Source organism: Hymenobacter ruber, from assembly GCF_054783255.1.
The window spans coordinates 1,485,621-1,500,607 of record NZ_BAAGQX010000004.1; the positions used below are offsets into that span (position 1 = coordinate 1,485,621).

Annotated in this window: 12 protein-coding genes; 5 read left to right on the forward strand and 7 right to left on the reverse strand. The window is 58.5% G+C overall.

Annotation, left to right across the window (positions count from 1 at the left end; all coding sequences use genetic code 11):
- Window positions 1-13 precede the first annotated feature (13 nt).
- The 3 genes from ACYVM5_RS16880 to ACYVM5_RS16890 all read right to left on the reverse strand — a co-directional run bounded on the left by ACYVM5_RS16880 (window position 14) and on the right by ACYVM5_RS16890 (window position 3,164).
- On the reverse strand, window positions 14-1,117 hold the full coding sequence (locus tag ACYVM5_RS16880; RefSeq protein WP_460619272.1) for a carboxylate-amine ligase: 1,104 nt from the start codon (window positions 1,115-1,117) through the stop codon (window positions 14-16).
- 85 nt (window positions 1,118-1,202) lie between these two features.
- A complete protein-coding gene (locus ACYVM5_RS16885; RefSeq protein ID WP_460619273.1) occupies window positions 1,203-2,399 on the reverse strand; it encodes an ATP-grasp domain-containing protein in 1,197 nt (398 codons plus the stop codon).
- A gap of 57 nt (window positions 2,400-2,456) precedes the next feature.
- Window positions 2,457-3,164 (reverse strand): alpha/beta fold hydrolase, encoded by a 708-nt coding sequence (locus ACYVM5_RS16890; protein ID WP_460619274.1) that lies wholly within the window; start codon window positions 3,162-3,164, stop codon window positions 2,457-2,459.
- A 138-nt stretch (window positions 3,165-3,302) separates the two neighbouring features.
- Here ACYVM5_RS16890 and ACYVM5_RS16895 point away from each other — a divergent pair, with 138 nt between their 5' ends.
- The gene (locus ACYVM5_RS16895) at window positions 3,303-4,862 is read left to right on the forward strand and encodes an alpha/beta hydrolase-fold protein (RefSeq protein ID WP_460619275.1); all 1,560 of its coding nucleotides are present in this window, start codon (window positions 3,303-3,305) and stop codon (window positions 4,860-4,862) included.
- 404 nt (window positions 4,863-5,266) lie between these two features.
- Here the strand turns inward: ACYVM5_RS16895 and ACYVM5_RS16900 are convergent, their stop codons facing one another.
- Window positions 5,267-5,893, reverse strand: a complete 627-nt coding sequence (locus ACYVM5_RS16900; protein ID WP_460619276.1) for an AlbA family DNA-binding domain-containing protein — start codon at window positions 5,891-5,893, stop codon at window positions 5,267-5,269.
- Window positions 5,894-6,002: 109 nt separating this feature from the next.
- On the reverse strand, window positions 6,003-6,416 hold the full coding sequence (locus tag ACYVM5_RS16905; protein ID WP_460607828.1) for a DUF3127 domain-containing protein: 414 nt from the start codon (window positions 6,414-6,416) through the stop codon (window positions 6,003-6,005).
- Window positions 6,417-6,548: 132 nt separating this feature from the next.
- Between ACYVM5_RS16905 and ACYVM5_RS16910 the strand changes: the two genes are divergently transcribed.
- Window positions 6,549-7,472: an isoaspartyl peptidase/L-asparaginase family protein gene (locus ACYVM5_RS16910; protein ID WP_460619277.1), complete on the forward strand. Its 924-nt coding sequence runs from the start codon at window positions 6,549-6,551 to the stop codon at window positions 7,470-7,472.
- 89 nt (window positions 7,473-7,561) lie between these two features.
- Here the strand turns inward: ACYVM5_RS16910 and ACYVM5_RS16915 are convergent, their stop codons facing one another.
- Window positions 7,562-8,482 (reverse strand): cyanophycinase, encoded by a 921-nt coding sequence (locus ACYVM5_RS16915; protein ID WP_460619278.1) that lies wholly within the window; start codon window positions 8,480-8,482, stop codon window positions 7,562-7,564.
- 91 nt (window positions 8,483-8,573) lie between these two features.
- On the reverse strand, window positions 8,574-10,412 hold the full coding sequence (locus tag ACYVM5_RS16920; RefSeq protein WP_460619279.1) for a M1 family metallopeptidase: 1,839 nt from the start codon (window positions 10,410-10,412) through the stop codon (window positions 8,574-8,576).
- Between the two features lie 392 nt (window positions 10,413-10,804).
- Between ACYVM5_RS16920 and ACYVM5_RS16925 the strand changes: the two genes are divergently transcribed.
- The 3 genes from ACYVM5_RS16925 to ACYVM5_RS16935 all read left to right on the forward strand — a co-directional run bounded on the left by ACYVM5_RS16925 (window position 10,805) and on the right by ACYVM5_RS16935 (window position 14,938).
- Window positions 10,805-12,562 (forward strand): L,D-transpeptidase family protein, encoded by a 1,758-nt coding sequence (locus tag ACYVM5_RS16925; protein ID WP_460619280.1) that lies wholly within the window; start codon window positions 10,805-10,807, stop codon window positions 12,560-12,562.
- A 432-nt stretch (window positions 12,563-12,994) separates the two neighbouring features.
- On the forward strand, window positions 12,995-13,783 hold the full coding sequence (locus ACYVM5_RS16930) for a helix-turn-helix domain-containing protein (RefSeq protein ID WP_460619281.1): 789 nt from the start codon (window positions 12,995-12,997) through the stop codon (window positions 13,781-13,783).
- Window positions 13,784-14,752: 969 nt separating this feature from the next.
- Complete coding sequence (locus ACYVM5_RS16935; RefSeq protein WP_198068736.1) at window positions 14,753-14,938, forward strand: hypothetical protein; 186 nt, start codon at window positions 14,753-14,755, stop codon at window positions 14,936-14,938.
- Window positions 14,939-14,987: the final 49 nt, after the last annotated feature.

A 14,987-nucleotide genomic window follows, 5' to 3' on the forward strand; every position in this document is an offset into this window, starting at 1 on the left:
AAAGATAAATCAGTTACAGGCCGAATGTGGTTTCGGCGAGAATGTAGTCGACCACCTTACTCAGGTCGCCGGTTTCGCGGAAAACCTTGAGCTGGCGGTCGGCGCCGGTGCCCATCTCCATCATTTTCAGCACGTATTCTACTTCGTGGCGGCTGCCGAGGTCGTCCACCACGTCGTCAATGAAATCGAGCAGCTCCAGAATGAGCTTGCGGGTGGGCACCTCCTCCTGAATGCCAAAGTCAATCATGTTGCCATCGAGACCGTAGCGAGCGGCGCGCCACTTGTTTTCCTTGATGAGGGCGCTCCGGTAGATGCGAAAATTGAGGTTCTGGGCTTTGAGTTTATAGATTTTGGCCACCAGGGCCTGCATAATGGCGGCCACGGCAATGGTTTCGTCGGCGCGCATCATCATGTCGCAGATGCGGTATTCGATGGTGTCGAAGAAGGGGTGCAGGCGCACGTCCCACCAGATTTTTTTGCCGTTGTCGATGCAGCCGGTTTTTACCAGCAGCGCAATAAACTCGTCGTAGTCGCTGGCGCTGTGGAAAAAGCCGGGGATGCCGGTACGCGGAAACCGCTCGAACACTTTGGTGCGGAAAGACTTATAGCCAGTTTCGCGACCTTCCCAGAACGGCGAATTGGTGCTGAGGGCGAACAAATGCGGCAGGAAATACCGCAGCGTGTTCATCATGTAAACGCCCATTTCGCGGTTTTCGATGCCGACGTGGACGTGCATCCCGAAAACGAGGTTGGAGCGGGCGGCTTCCTGCAATTCCTCCACGATTTTATCGTAGCGCACATCGGGCGTGATGGGCTGGTCCTGCCAGCGCGAAAATGGATGCGTGCCGGCCGCCCCGATTTTCAGGCCCTGCCGGTCGGCCAGCTCAATTACCTGGCGGCGCAGGTGCAGCACTTCGGTGCGCGCCTCGCCAATATTCTGGCAAATATTGGTGCCCACTTCCACCACGGCCTCGTGCATTTCGGCCTTCACCTGCTCGTGGAGCGTGATTCTGCCGTTTTCAACGATTTGGGAGAGGTGCGAGCGAAGCTCCCGGGTTTCCGGGTCAATGGTCTGAAATTCTTCCTCGATGCCGAGGGTAAACGTAGGCGTGGCCATGAACGGAGCGACTGAAGGAAGGAGGAAAAAAACAAGAATAGCCGCGCCCGATGGGGTGGGGCGCGGCTATTGGGTAGACAGGCTATTAAGCCTTCTTAGCAGCTGGTTTTTTGGCGACCGGTGCTTTGGGCGCGGGGGCTTTTTTGGCGGCCGGAGCTTTCGCTACGGGTACTTCGCCGGTGGGTGGCACGGGCTTGGGGGCGCTGGCAGCTTTTTTCGGTGCGGCTTTTTTGGCGGTGGCCTTGGGGGCACCGGTGGCACCTAGGTCGTTGGTTTCGCTCACAGCGGTGCCTACCTGCACGTCGCCTTTGCTGCTGGAGCGTTTTGCGGGGAGGTCCCCAACAGAGTCCTGCACAAAGCTGCCCCAAGTGAGGTTGGTCTTGCCGGCTTGGTTGGCTTGAGCGCGCTCAATGGCCAGCAGCGCAGCGTGCTCAACTACCCATTCAAAGTTCTCAGCACCAACAGAATTGATGTCGGCATCGGGAGCGGGGTTGCCGAAGTCGATGGCGATGGGTACCCCGCCGCGCACGGCAAATTCCACCGTGTTGAAGTCGTAGCCCAGGCCCTGGCACAGGCGCAGGGTGTAGTCCTTGATGGTGTCGAGCAGTTGCTGGCCAGCTTCGCCCTGGGTTTTCATGGTGGTCTGGTAGCGCTCGTGGGGGGCGTTACGCGGCTCGTAGGGCATGATGAGCACGTGCTTGCCGCCCAGGCAGTAGCAGCGGAAGTAGTCGTCAAACTCAATGGCTTCCTGGTACAGCATCACCAGCTGACCAGTTTCGTCGTAGGCGCGCCAGGCTTCCTCGGGGTTGTCGACTTTATACACGCTTTTCCAGCCGCCGCCGGAGTGGGGCTTCATAAAGGCCGGGAAACCAATGCGCTCGAATGCCCGGTCCCAGTTGAACATGGTCAGGTTGCGGAACGAGTTTTCAGTGGTGTCATCGGGGCGGGCCTTGCTGGGCAGCAGCAGCGTTTTAGGCACCGGCACGCCCAGTTGCACGGCCAGGGCATTGTTGAAAAACTTTTCGTCGGCGCTCCACCAGAAGGCGTTGTTGATAACAGCCGTGCCAGTCAGGGCTGCGTTTTTCAGGTAGGCGCGGTAAAACGGCACGTCCTGCGAAATCCGGTCAATGATGACGTCGTAGCCGCAGGGTACGGCTTGCTCTACCTGCTCAATCTTCACAAACTCGGCCGTAATGCCGTCCACGGCTTTCTGATTCACGCGGTCGACGAAGGCTTGCGGAAACGTGTTTTCCTGCCCGAAGAGGATGCCAATTTTTTTCATAGGTTGAGGTGTTTGGTGCGTTTTCTGGGGTGAAGAATTGGGGAGTAGAAAGGGGGCTTAGCCGATGGTGGCCAGGTACTGGGGAAACATTTCGCGCCATACGGGCCAGTCGTGGTTGCCAAACGGCTTCACGTCCAGCGTGTAATGAATGCCTTTTTCGCTAAGCAGGCGCGCCATCTGGAAGTTGGCTTCCTTGCAGAAATCATGCTCGGCAGTGCCCAGAATGATGTTCATCCACTGGAAATGCTCGTTGTACGCACCCGGCAGGTATTCGGGCGGGTTGTTGTAATACACGTTGTCGTCGTGGTAGCCGTCTACGAACTGGCGGATATCGAAGGCCGCGCCCATCGTAAACAGGTGTGCCACCTGGTTGGGGTGGCGGAAAGCGAAATTGAGCGCGTGGAAGCCGCCGAAGCTGCAGCCGGCCACGGCAATCTTATCGACGTGGCATTCCTGCTGGAGCATGGGCACGAGTTCCTCGCTCAGAAACTGGTCATAGAAAACGTGGTTTTGGACCCGAATACGCGGCTCCAGGTGCTTGGCGTACCAGGAGTGCTGGTCGATGCTATCGATGCAGAAAAGCTTGACCCGGCCGGCTTCCACCAGCGGGCGGGCCGCCTCGATGAGCTTAAAGTCGCGGGCCTCGTATTCGCGGCCGCCGGACGTGGGAAAGATGACCACCGGGTAGCCCCAGGTGCCAAAAACCAGCATATCAATATCCTGGCCGAGGTGGTGCGAGTAAAAGCGGCGGTGTTGTTCCTGCACGGGATGGGGGGAAGGAGGGCGGTGAAATAGTTGAAGAGCGGTGCGGCAAACTAGTAAAGAAATCATGGACCGGCTGCATTTATCCGGTTTTAATTTGATTAAGAAGCGCATTCCAACCCGGCGGCGTTACTTTGTTTGATGCTTGCAGACCCCACCAGCCCCTCGTTGTCATCCGTTGGCACTCGCCTTTGCCGGGAAGTGCTACCGTCCAGCTTTTTGGAGCGGGAGGTAGAATTGAGCGTCCTGCTGCCGCCGGTGGGCCTGGCCACCGACGCTCCTTATCCGGTGCTGTACCTCAACGATGGGCAGGATTTTGAGCGTCTGCATCTGCAAGCCACTCTTGATGAGCTGTATGCGCAAGGGGCGGTGCGGCCTTTTGTAGTAGTCGGAATGCACGCGACCGAGCTGCGGGTGCAGGAGTATGGCACCGCCGGCCACCCCGATTTCAACGGCCGGGGCAGCCTTGCCGGGGCATATGCCCAGTTTGTGCTGGAGGAGCTATTGCCCTTTGCCCAAGCACATTACCAGGTTTCGGCTAGCCCGGCCGAGGCGGTAATGGCAGGTTTTTCGCTCGGTGGTTTGTCGGCGTTCGATTTGGTTTGGCACCACCCGGAGGCGTTTGCGCGGGCCGGGGTGTTTTCGGGTTCGTTCTGGTGGCGGCAGCGGGCGGTAGGGGCCGGCTACACGCCCGCCGACCGCATTATGCATGGCCTGGTGCGGGCCGGAAATTTGCACTCCAGCCACCGGTTCTGGTTGCAGGTGGGCACGCTCGACGAGCGTGGCGACCGCAACGAAAACGGCGTTATCGACTCGGTGGAAGACTGTCTGGATTTAGTTGATGAATTAATTACCTGTGGTTTAGATGTCCAGAAAGCCCTGCGCTACGTGCAGGTAGAAGGCGGCCACCACCACCCCGATACCTGGGGCCGGGTGATGCCTGATTTTCTGATTTGGGCATTTGGGCCGGTGGAAGGCCCGTCCGTGCTGCCCGCTCCGCTGCCGGTGGTGCGGCTGCAACTCGACCCGAAGCTGGCTCCTGCTATCCTGCCGCCTTCGGCTCCGCCGGTCGTGCCGGCTGCTGCCACGCTGGTGCTCCCGACTCCCGAAAATGCCGCCGGGCAACCCCTGCCGGCCGCGTTAGTCCTTGCTACTCATCCAAATCCCGTTCCCATGTCCCTGACCCGCCCTGCCGATGGCGACTTCCTGCCTTACGCCGCCGGCTACATCAACTTAGTGCCGGCTGATGCCGACCCACGCGAAGTATTGCGCTCCCAACCCGCCGAAATTCACGCCGTGTTTGCGGACCTGAGCGAGGAGCAGGCCGAAAAAGCCTATGCTCCCGGAAAGTGGAGCCTCAAAGAAATGCTGTTGCATCAGATTGATTCTGAGCGCGTATTCGCCTACCGCGCCATGCGGTTTGCCCGCAACGATAGCCAGAACCTGCCCGGTTTCGAGCAGGACGACTACGTGGCGCACAGCGGGGCCAATGCTCGTTCCATCGCAAGCCTGCTGGCCGAGTACGATGCCACCCGTGCCGCTACCGTCGCCTTGTTCGATAGCTTCACCGAAGAGCAACTAAACCGGCGGGGTACGGCCAATGGCGGCCCGGCCACGGTGCGGGCGCTGCTCTACATTGTGCCCGGCCACGAGCGGCACCACCTCAACATCATCCGCGAGCGGTATTTGCCCATTTTGTAGGCGATTTTCGGTAAAATTTCTACCTTCGCTCACCACAACGCGCCGGCCCGGCCGTGCGTTGAAATCCCGGAACCTAACCCCTCACCTAAACTTCTTTTCAACCATGGCCAAAGCCCAAGACGCCCGTAAAGAGAAAAAGAAAGAGCCCGCTAAAACCATGAAGGAAAAGAAAGCGGAGAAAGACGAGAAGAAAGTAGCCCGCGCCCGTAAGCAGGAATAGACCACGGATTCGCTCGGATTTTTCGGATTCCACGAATTTGGGGGACGATTCATCCAAACTTATCAAAGTCAAAAGGCCACTCAGTCGAGTGGCCTTTTTCGTGAATTGATATCGAACAATTCGCTTCTTATACGATATCCCTAGAATCTGAGCGAAACGAAGTTCGGTGCAGCCAATCCGTGGTTCAGACGGTATAATACGGCTCCTTCTCTTTGTCGTGGTGCCGGATGTAGCCGTGTAGCACCAGCTTTATGAGGGTCTGGTAAGCGCGGCGCTTGCCAAAATTCACCAGCTTCATGAATTGCGCCAGGGTAATGCGGGGGTGGGTTTTCAGGTAATCGATAACGGCCAGTTCCTGTTTATTGAGCGGGATTTGCTCGAATCGGGACTCGGGCTGCTGGCGTTCCAACACCTTCTCGGTGAGGCCGCTGGTTTGCACGCTGGCGTCGCGCACGCGCACGTAGCCGCGCCAGTCGTTGGGGGCTACCTGGGCGCGGTGGGGCTTGCGGGGGCTTTCGGGCACGGTCACGATGAGGACAGTGCGGCCGTCTTCCTCCACTTCGTGGAAGTGCAAGCCGGCCAGGGGCGGGGCAATGTAGTTTGCGGCGGCATCGCGCAACACGAACAATTCTTCCTCGGCATCGCGCACGCCCAGAATGCGGCCGGCATCATCGACGCCCACCAGCACCTGCCCGCCCCGGGTATTGGCCAGCGAAACGAGGGTACGCGAAATGCGGTGTGGGTGCGTGGTTTTCTGCTTGAATTCCAGTGCCTCGCCCTCGCCCCGTGCTATCAGCTCGTGTAAGTCCATGGAATATTATACGTAAAGCGGGCATAAAAAATGCCGCTCCCGGGTACCGGAGGCGGCATTTTTTGAAAACGTCGGCCAGTAGCTACGCTACCGGAACGAGTGGCTGGCCTTAGAAGGGCAGGTCGTTGTCGTCGTCGCTGGCGATGGGCGCGGCCGAAGGCTGAGCACGCAGCGTGGGGTTTTGGTTCTGGGCAGCGGGGCGGGGGGCAGCCTGCTGCTGGCCACCACCGCTGTAGTTGGCAGCGCCGGCGGGCTCAATTTTCCAGGCTTCCAGGTTGGTGAAGTACAGCATCTGGCCGTTTTTGTTGAAACCGCGGCCGCGCAGGTCGAAAGTTACTTTCACTTCGTCGCCCATTTTGAAGGATTCAACGAGGCTAACTTTATCCTGGGTCAGCTGAAATTTAATATGTTGCGGATACTGGCCGTCCTGGACTTCCAACACGAACTCGCGCTTGCGAAACTTTTCGCTTACCTGCTGTTCGTCAAATATTTCGTGCAGCCGGCCGGTTACGTCGTATGCCATAAAAATGGGGTGTTTTTGTATGTGTAGACTTGAACATCAAACCTACGAAAAAAAACGCAAGCGGCCCCGCCGCCGTTCCCTCCGGCTACCTTTGCGGCCGCATTTCTCCCGACTTTTTTACTCCTTATATATATGTTCGCCCTCGCCATCCACGGCGGTGCCGGCACCATTGCCCGCGCCTCGCTTTCACCCGCCGATGAACTGCTCTATCGTGCTGCCCTCGATGCAGCCCTGAGCACGGGCTACAACCTGCTACGCGACGGCGCCGCCGCCCTCGATGCCGTGGAAGCCGCCGTGCGCAGCCTCGAAGACTGCCCGCTGTTTAACGCCGGGCGCGGGGCAGTGTTCACCCACGACGGCCACCACGAAATGGACGCCGCCCTCATGAGCGGCCACAATAAATTGGCCGGCGCCGTGGCTGGGGTGCGGCAGGTGCAGAACCCCATCCGCGCCGCCCGCCTGGTGATGGAGCACACCGAGCACGTCTTGCTGGCTTACCCCGGGGCCGATGAACTGGCCCGCGAGCACGGCCTGCCACTGCAACCGGCAGAATATTTCTTCACCCAAAAGCGTTTCGACCAGCTCCAGGATGCCATTGCTTCGGGCAAAATGCAGCTCGACCACACCGCCGACCCAAACTGGAAAAAGGGCACCGTGGGGGCCGTGGCCCGCGACCAGCACGGCCACCTGGCCGCCGCCACCAGCACCGGCGGCATGACCAACAAGCGCTACTCCCGCATCGGCGACACGCCGCTCATCGGAGCCGGCACCTGGGCCGATGCGCGGTGCGCCATCAGCTGCACGGGCAACGGGGAGTATTTTATCCGCGCCGTGGCGGCTTACGATGTGGCTTGTTTGATGGAATACAAGGGATTATCACTGGAGGAGGCCGCCCGGATTGTGGTCCAGGACAAGCTTGCGCCCGTGGGCGGCGAGGGCGGATTGATTGCCGTAGATGCGGCTGGAAATGTCACGCTGCCCTTCAATTCGGAAGGCATGTACCGCGCCAGCCGCGTTGAGGGAGGCGAGGCGCTGGTGGCTATCTATAAGGAATAGCTTGCGTGGCAGCGAAAAATTATTGAGATGTCATGAAAAAGCCCGCTCATTTGCGCAATGAGCGGGCTTTTCACAAAATCTGGCAGACCTTATTCGACGGACGTAACGTCGATGGCCACGCCCGGGACTACGGCGGAGGCCAGTACATCTTTGCTGGGGTAGAATTTCCGCTCGCTCATGTCGTACACGTTGCCTTTGGCCAGGACGTGCATGGTCACGTTTTCGATGGAAAGTACCGTCCCTTTCTTGGCGGCCGCGGCGTTGTTGTGCTGAATGTTATGGCCGTCGAGAATGATAACCAGGTTAGAGCCAATGGTTTCGACCAGGTTGCCTTCGGTGATGAGCACGCCGGTGTCTTCGCCCAGCCCGATGCCGATGAGCTTGGGGTGCAGCGCCACCGACTCGATGAGCCGACCAAACCGACCACGCTTCACGAAATGCGAGTCGATGATGGCGGCGGGCAGCAGGCTCAGGCCGGTGCCCATTTTCACAGCACCTTTTAGCAGGGCATCGGGCACCGAGCCGCCCCGAATCATGTAACGCGACATGGCCATAGCCCCGGCGCTGGTGCCGGCAATCACAAAATTCGGCTCGGCGTAGTAGCGCTGAATCATGCGGTCGAGGAAGTCGGTTTCGCCGAACATCTCGCGCAGGCGCGACTGATTGCCGCCCGAAAACATGACCACATCGGCAGCCAGCAGACGCTCCAGATACTCGGGCTGGCGGGCATCCTCGGGCGTGCGAATGTCCATGATGCCCACGTTCAGGCAGTTGAGCATGGCGAAGGAGCCGGTGTAAATCGGCCCCACCTCTTCTGGAATCATGGAGGCGGTGGTCACAACTTCAATGCGCGGGTCGGTTTTGCCGGTTTCGAGCACGATGCGCTTCAGGATGCCCAACTCGAAAAAGTTGAGGTAATACTTGCGGCGGGTCCGGGGGTTGGGGTACGTGCCCTTGTCCTCGTTGCCGCCCACGGCGATGAGCTTGCCGAGCGGAATGATGGTTTTCAACGGATGGCGGAGATTACGGAGTGATGCAAAAACGAAATGGCCAGACGATAGCCGGGCCGAAGCCCGAGGCAAAGTTCGGGCCGGATGGGGATTAATGACGCTCGGCCCGGGTAGCAAGCAGGGCATCAAGCGTGCCGGTGGTCACGGAGTGGTAGTTGGGCCGGGCTTCGGTATAGATGGCGTGGGCCCGCGCCGGGCCATTGGGCGTGGCCAGCAGGGCCTGGTAGAGCGGCACCACAAATTTGCGACGGCCCACGTGAAGCAGAAATTTTTTCACGGCTTCGTCGGCCGCTGCGTAGCCGGCCCGCAACGTGTGCGGAAACCAGGCGGCCAGAATTTCGGCATTGCCGGAGGTGGTGAAGTGGAAGGCCGCGTCCAAGGCCGCCAAGTGTTCCGCCGTCAGGGTCGGGGAGAGGCGGTGAAGAAAATGGACCCACTCGTGGCTACTCCATTTGGTGGTGAGCGGGTAGAGGTCGGCCGGTGCGGTGCCGGCCTCAAGGCTGCCCAGCGCTTGGTCGACCTTGGCGAACCGCTCTGAAGCTGGCGTCGGGGCGTTGGGCGGGAGGCCGGGACCGTCGACCCAGGCGGCCAGGTTCAGGCGGGCTTCGAGGCCGGGCTCCTGGTCCAGCAGTTCGGCGCGGAGGTAGTGCAGAAAGGTGGCGGTGTCCATCGCCTGAAAACTGAAGCGGGCGAAGTACTCCTTAATAAAGGCATCGAGCCGGGGCCGGCCGATGAGCGACTCCAGCGTTAGGAGCAGGGCGCAGCCTTTCTCGTAGGCAATTTCGGTGAGGCCTTCGTCGGGGTCGCGGCCGGCCAGGGCCAGGTGCAAATGGGTATCGGGGCTGGCCGCCCCGATTTCTTCGATGGTATGATGAAGTGCCGCCCGGCCCAGCACCTGGAGCATATCGGCGTATTCGGGGCCATACAAATGTTCCATGATGCGGCGCTCGAAATACACCGTAAATCCCTCGTTCAGCCAGAAATCATTCCACGTTGCATTTGTAACCAGGTTGCCCGACCAGGAGTGAGCTAGCTCATGCGCTACCAGACTGGTCAAACTGCGGTCACCCGCGAGGATGGTTGGTGTTACAAATGTTAATCGAGGGTTTTCCATGCCGCCGAAGGGGAAGGAGGGAGGCAGCACCAGCAAATCGTAGCGCTCCCAGCGGTAGGGGCCGTAGAGCTGTTCGGCGGCGGCCACCATGTTTTCGAGGTCGGCAAACTCGTGGGTCGCTATTGGCAGCGTGGCTGGCTCAGCGTAAATGCCGGTGCGTCCGCTGAGCGGGGCAAAGGCGAGGTCGCCCACGGCCAGTGCCATGAGGTAGGCAGGAATGGGCTGTGCCATGCGGAAGTGGTACTCGCCGGTAGGGCTTAGCTGCTGTGGGTTCTCGGCGCTCATCAGGGCCAGTAGGTGGGCGGGCACACGCACCGTGGCCTCGTAGGTGAAGCGGATGCCCGGCGAGTCCTGGCACGGCAGCCAGGTGCGTGCCAGAATGGCCTGCGACTGCGTGAAGAGGAACGGCTCGGTGCCGGCCGTTTGCTCCGGCTTCAGCCACTGCAAAGCCGCCGCCTGCGGGGCCGTGCGGTAGCGGATGCGGACGGCCGTGGTCGCAGGCTGCAGCGCAATACGTAGCGCCTGGCCCAGCACAGCGTCGGGCGTACCCAACGTAAAGTCAGTGGCGGTAGCCTGGCCAGCGGTATCGAGCGCCTCCACCGATTCGATAGTCAGGTCGCGGATGTCGACCACGAGTTCGGTTGCTGCCCTGGGATTGGCAAGGTCCCAAGTAGCGGTGCCAGTCAGGATGTGCTGGTCGAAATCGACAGTCAGGACCAGGGCGAGGTGGCGCACCCGCACCGGGCTGCTGCCGGCGTGGCTGTGCGGGTCGGTGGGGAGGACAGTGGGCAAGAAGTCGGATGCGAGAGAGGCCATGCGGGAAGTGATGAAGAGAAATTCAGAAAAACCGGGACGCATACGTCGGAGTACCGTGCCAGCCAGCGCTTCGCTAAGCGTCGGGCCGAAATAACAACCAGGCTGGGGGATTGGACCCGGAAGCGGACATTGACGGCTACGGGAGAGCTGCCGGAAGCTGGCTCCACCCGGCAAATAAGGCTATCCGGGTTGACCTCGCCTTCGGAACGGAAGTTTTTGCCTGGAATTGGCACGATTCCGGCCCTTCGCTAACACGCTGTGCCCCGCAATGGCGTACTTTGCAACCGGACTGCCTGCGGGCGGCCCGGCGCAACCCTGCCAGCAGCCTGGCAGTACAACGCCCAGCCTTCGGCCACAGCCGAGGCTATTTTCCGCCCGCATTATTCCCTTCAATGAATTTTCTCCTTCGAATTACTTCCCTGCTGTGGCTGCTCCTGATGGCAGCCCTCGGCAGCACTACCCTTGCTTCCTGCGGCTCCTCTGACTCGCAGAACCAGACTGCCGGGCAAACGGCAGCCGACTCTTCAACGGCGACCACTGTGGCCGGCCCCCAGCCTCTGCTTGATAGCACGGAGGTCATCAAAGCTTTTCAGGCCGAACCCAAGTTCAAGTCCCAGCTGCTCCCGGCGCGTCGCTTCTACCGGGAGCGGGGCTTCAAGTTGGGGTGGTTTAAGGACCACCAGCCGGTGCCGCGCGTTAAGACCCTGGAGGAAATTATTGCTAAAGCAGGCAATGAAGGCCTTAATCCTAAAGACTACCAGGTTAAGGACATATCCAAAATGCTAGCTGAGCTGGAAAAGGTTCGGGGCGACTCCGTGCGCCGCAATGAGCTGGAGCGCCAGGCCGATATTGCCCTGACCGGAACGTACATGAAGTGGGCGAACGACTACTACCGGGGCGTGGCCAACCCGCACGATAAAAAGGATACCTCGTGGCTGGTCAAGCCCAACAAAATAAAGCTCAATAAGGCTTTGCTTACCTTCTTAGGCGAGCGCAAAAGCCGCTATAACTACTACGAGTTTGCCCCCCTCCACCCCGAGTACGACCAGCTGAAAAAGGCGCTGGCCACCTATCGCGCCCAGGAGCGCGCCGGCGGCTGGCCCACCCTGCCAGCTACTCTCAACCTGAAACCCGGGGCTACCTCGCCGGCCGTGGCCGCCCTGCGCAAGCGCCTGCTCGATAGCGCCGGCGGAGCCGCTGCCAGCGCGCACGTCACGGCTTCAACCCAACCCGGCACCCCGGCCGCCGCGGTTCCGGCTACCCAGGTTTACGACCCCGAACTGGTGCAGGCCGTCAAATTATTTCAGCAGGATGCCGGCCTCAAGCCGACCGGCATCGTCAGCGGGGAGACGCTGAAGCAGCTCAACGTACCCATCGGCACACGCATCGACCAGCTTATTCTGAACATGGAGCGCTGGCGCTGGCTGCCCAAAAAGTTTGAGCCAAACTACCTACTCGTCAACATTCCCGAGTTCACACTGCACGTCATCGAAGCCAATAAGGAGGCTTTCAATATGCGCGTTATCGTGGGCAAAGTGCTGCACGAAACCCCGGTCTTCAGCGACAAAATGGAGTACGTGGTGCTGGCTCCTTACTGGAATGTGCCGTTCAGCATCATCGATAATGAACTGCGCGAAAAACTTGTGGCAAACCCCAACTACCTCGACCGCCTCGATATGGAGGTGGTGAAAGGCTATGGCCGCAAAGCTACCGTGGTAGACCCGGCCTCGGTCGACTGGGCCAACGTGACGCAGGCGACGTTCAAATACACGCTGCGCCGCCGGCCCGGGCCCAAGAATGACCTGGGCGATGTGAAGTTTATCTTCCCCAACTCGAACGACATTTACCTGCACGACACGCCCCACGACGAGTTGTTTTCGCAGAGCAACCGCAGCTTCAGCCACGGTTGCGTGCGCCTTTCCGAGCCCATAAAACTGGCCACTTACCTGCTGCGCGACCGGCCCGAATGGGACCAGGCTACCATCTTGGACTCCATTGCAACCCGCCACGAAAAGTACATTACCCTGAAGGAAAAGCTGCCCGTTTACCTGGTCTACTTCACGGCCTGGGCCGATGCCGCCGGCCACCCACACTTCCGCGACGACATCTACGGGCTGGATAAAAAGCTCGCCCGCGAATACTTCGACTAGCCGAAATGCTGTCACTTCAGTCCCCTGTGTGGGGAGTTGATGACTAAAAAGGCCCGGTAACCGAGAGGTTATCGGGCCTTTTTTATGTCGTTTTTACGACGTGAATAAGCCCAATTATAGAGTTGAGCCGCGCTAGATAGTCCAGTATCTGGGTCGTCATTGCGCTGTGGGAACGGTGCAACGAGACAGGGTTTGAGTCCGGCAAGGTTATGATAATAGGACTGAGCAGACGAATCAGGAAGGACTATATCTACAGAGGCTAGCTTGGTTACATTTGTTATACACTAGGTGAATGCCTGGGGACATCTATTGATTTTACAGATGTAAACACATTGTCTTAATTCGTTATATTACAATTGTGAATCAGAAAGGTTTGGACACAATCCGGGCTTTCTGATTTCGGACGCTACATTTGTAACCAAATTTTCAATTATGGTTGAGCGCATTAGAACCCTATTAGAAAGCCGGCAGCTTACGCCTACGCAGTTTGCGGATGTTATCGGCGTGGCCCGGCCCATTGTCAGCCACATTCTATCCGGGCGCAACAAGCCTAGTCTTGAGGTCGTCCAACGCATTCTGGCCGCTATGCCCGATTTGGCCATGCCGTGGCTGCTCAATGGCACCGGACCGATGCTGGTTGGTGCCAGTTCCCATGCTACGGCGGTGCCTCCCGTACCGTTAGAAGAGGCAACAGCACCAGTTATGCCAGCCTTGGCTGCTGCGCCAGCACCTGTTGAGGCTGAGAAGCGCCGCCCAACTATTGCAGAGGCTGTTGTTGAGGCCTCAAGGGCATCTGTTTCCAGTGGTAAAAATGCTGAAAAAGAGAATGTTGTGCGCGATGTGCCCAAGCAATTTCCACTGCTTCCCAACGTGCCTGATTCGGGTCGTGCCCGGGTTATGCCCAAGCGCTTTGTAGCCAATGCCGCCGTTTTGGAGACGTTGCCCCAGCTTCCGGATACCACCAAAGCCCCATCCCAGCCGTTGGTTGTGCCGCCCCCGGCAGTAGCTCCGGTTCAGGGCGCTACCCCTACTGCGTCCGTTCCTACGCCCACCCCTATGTCCGAGGTGGCTGATAAGGTGGTTCCTCTTCAATCAGCGCCCGCCGATGAAACGCCGGGGGTAGCATTGGCTTCGGCGCTATTTGCGGGAGGCGACAAGCCCATTCGCCGGATTGTGATTTTCTATCGCGACGGTTCCTTTGCCGATTATCAACCCGAGTAGGTTTCGAGGCAAAGTGTAGTGCTGTTTTCGATTCTCTCATCTCACTGTAGATGGCTGCTTCGCCTGCCCTTTGCCGGGCATCAGGCCTGAATCTGCTGTGCTCAATTTGGCATATGTAACGCGTATGTAGGCCGGCAAAAGAGCGCCATGCAGGCTGCTTTTCATCACTCTATCGGAGGGCTCTCACATGAGCGCAACAGCTGAAACCCTGACAGACTTCAGGCTTTGAACTTTCAATCATTAAGCCGAAGATGTGTGGAGCATGTAGTCATTATTCAATTTGTCAGGTGTCTGGATTTAGTGCCTGGGGTCTTTTGTGGCTACCCCGGGGTTAAACTAATAGTCCTTTGGAACCGCAATATTTGATTGTATAGACTGCTAACTTTTGTAGGGCCGGTTTCATAAGCTCTGCAAAAGGATTTATATTTTATATAAAATACTGTTTTTCAAGAAGTAAAGTTCAGCTAACGAAAGTATTGGTTTGGTCTGATTGATGGAATTGTTAGGGCCTGGATTGGTAATTATAGGCCCTTTGATTCTAGCTATTTGAGCAGCTGTACAACCGGTGTTACACAGAAGGGCTGTGTGCCACTGCTAATGAAATTATCATGCTGGGCAAAAGAAGTAGCATTGTTAAATGCAATATTGGTCTGATTTCAAATTGACTTGTACTAACATAGTGAGATGGACTTTTGGAGCATGGTATTGCCATTGGAAGCCGAGGTAACGGTCTAACAGGAGGCTTTACTGCTGCTATGCTGTGCCAAGTGTAGTTGGTAAGGTGGACGTTGCGTTTGGACTGGCCCGCAGGCGTGTTGTCAATTGTAAATGAAGCGGACCCTGTTTTCCCCCCTAAATTATTGTTGGATGAAAGCGTACAGGTGCGGTCCCGGTCCGAAATACAATAGGGTGTGCGGATGCACTGGTGGTTGGGTTGTTCGTTTGGCAGCCGTAGGCTACCTTCGTGGCATGAAACTGACCCGCACGAATCTTTGGTTGGCCGCCGCAACGGCCATGCTCCTGACGGCCTCTTGTGCCCAGGCCCCCGATGCCGCCGAGGCTGAGAAAGACCCTTCCGCTGACGCCGCTTACAAGCGTGCCCATCGTGCCGAGGGCTACCGCGAAGCTCAGCGCTCCAACGTTACCCGCAACTAAGGCCAGCGGCTAGCTTCGCCGCCACGCTTAAAATAAAAAAGCCCCCACC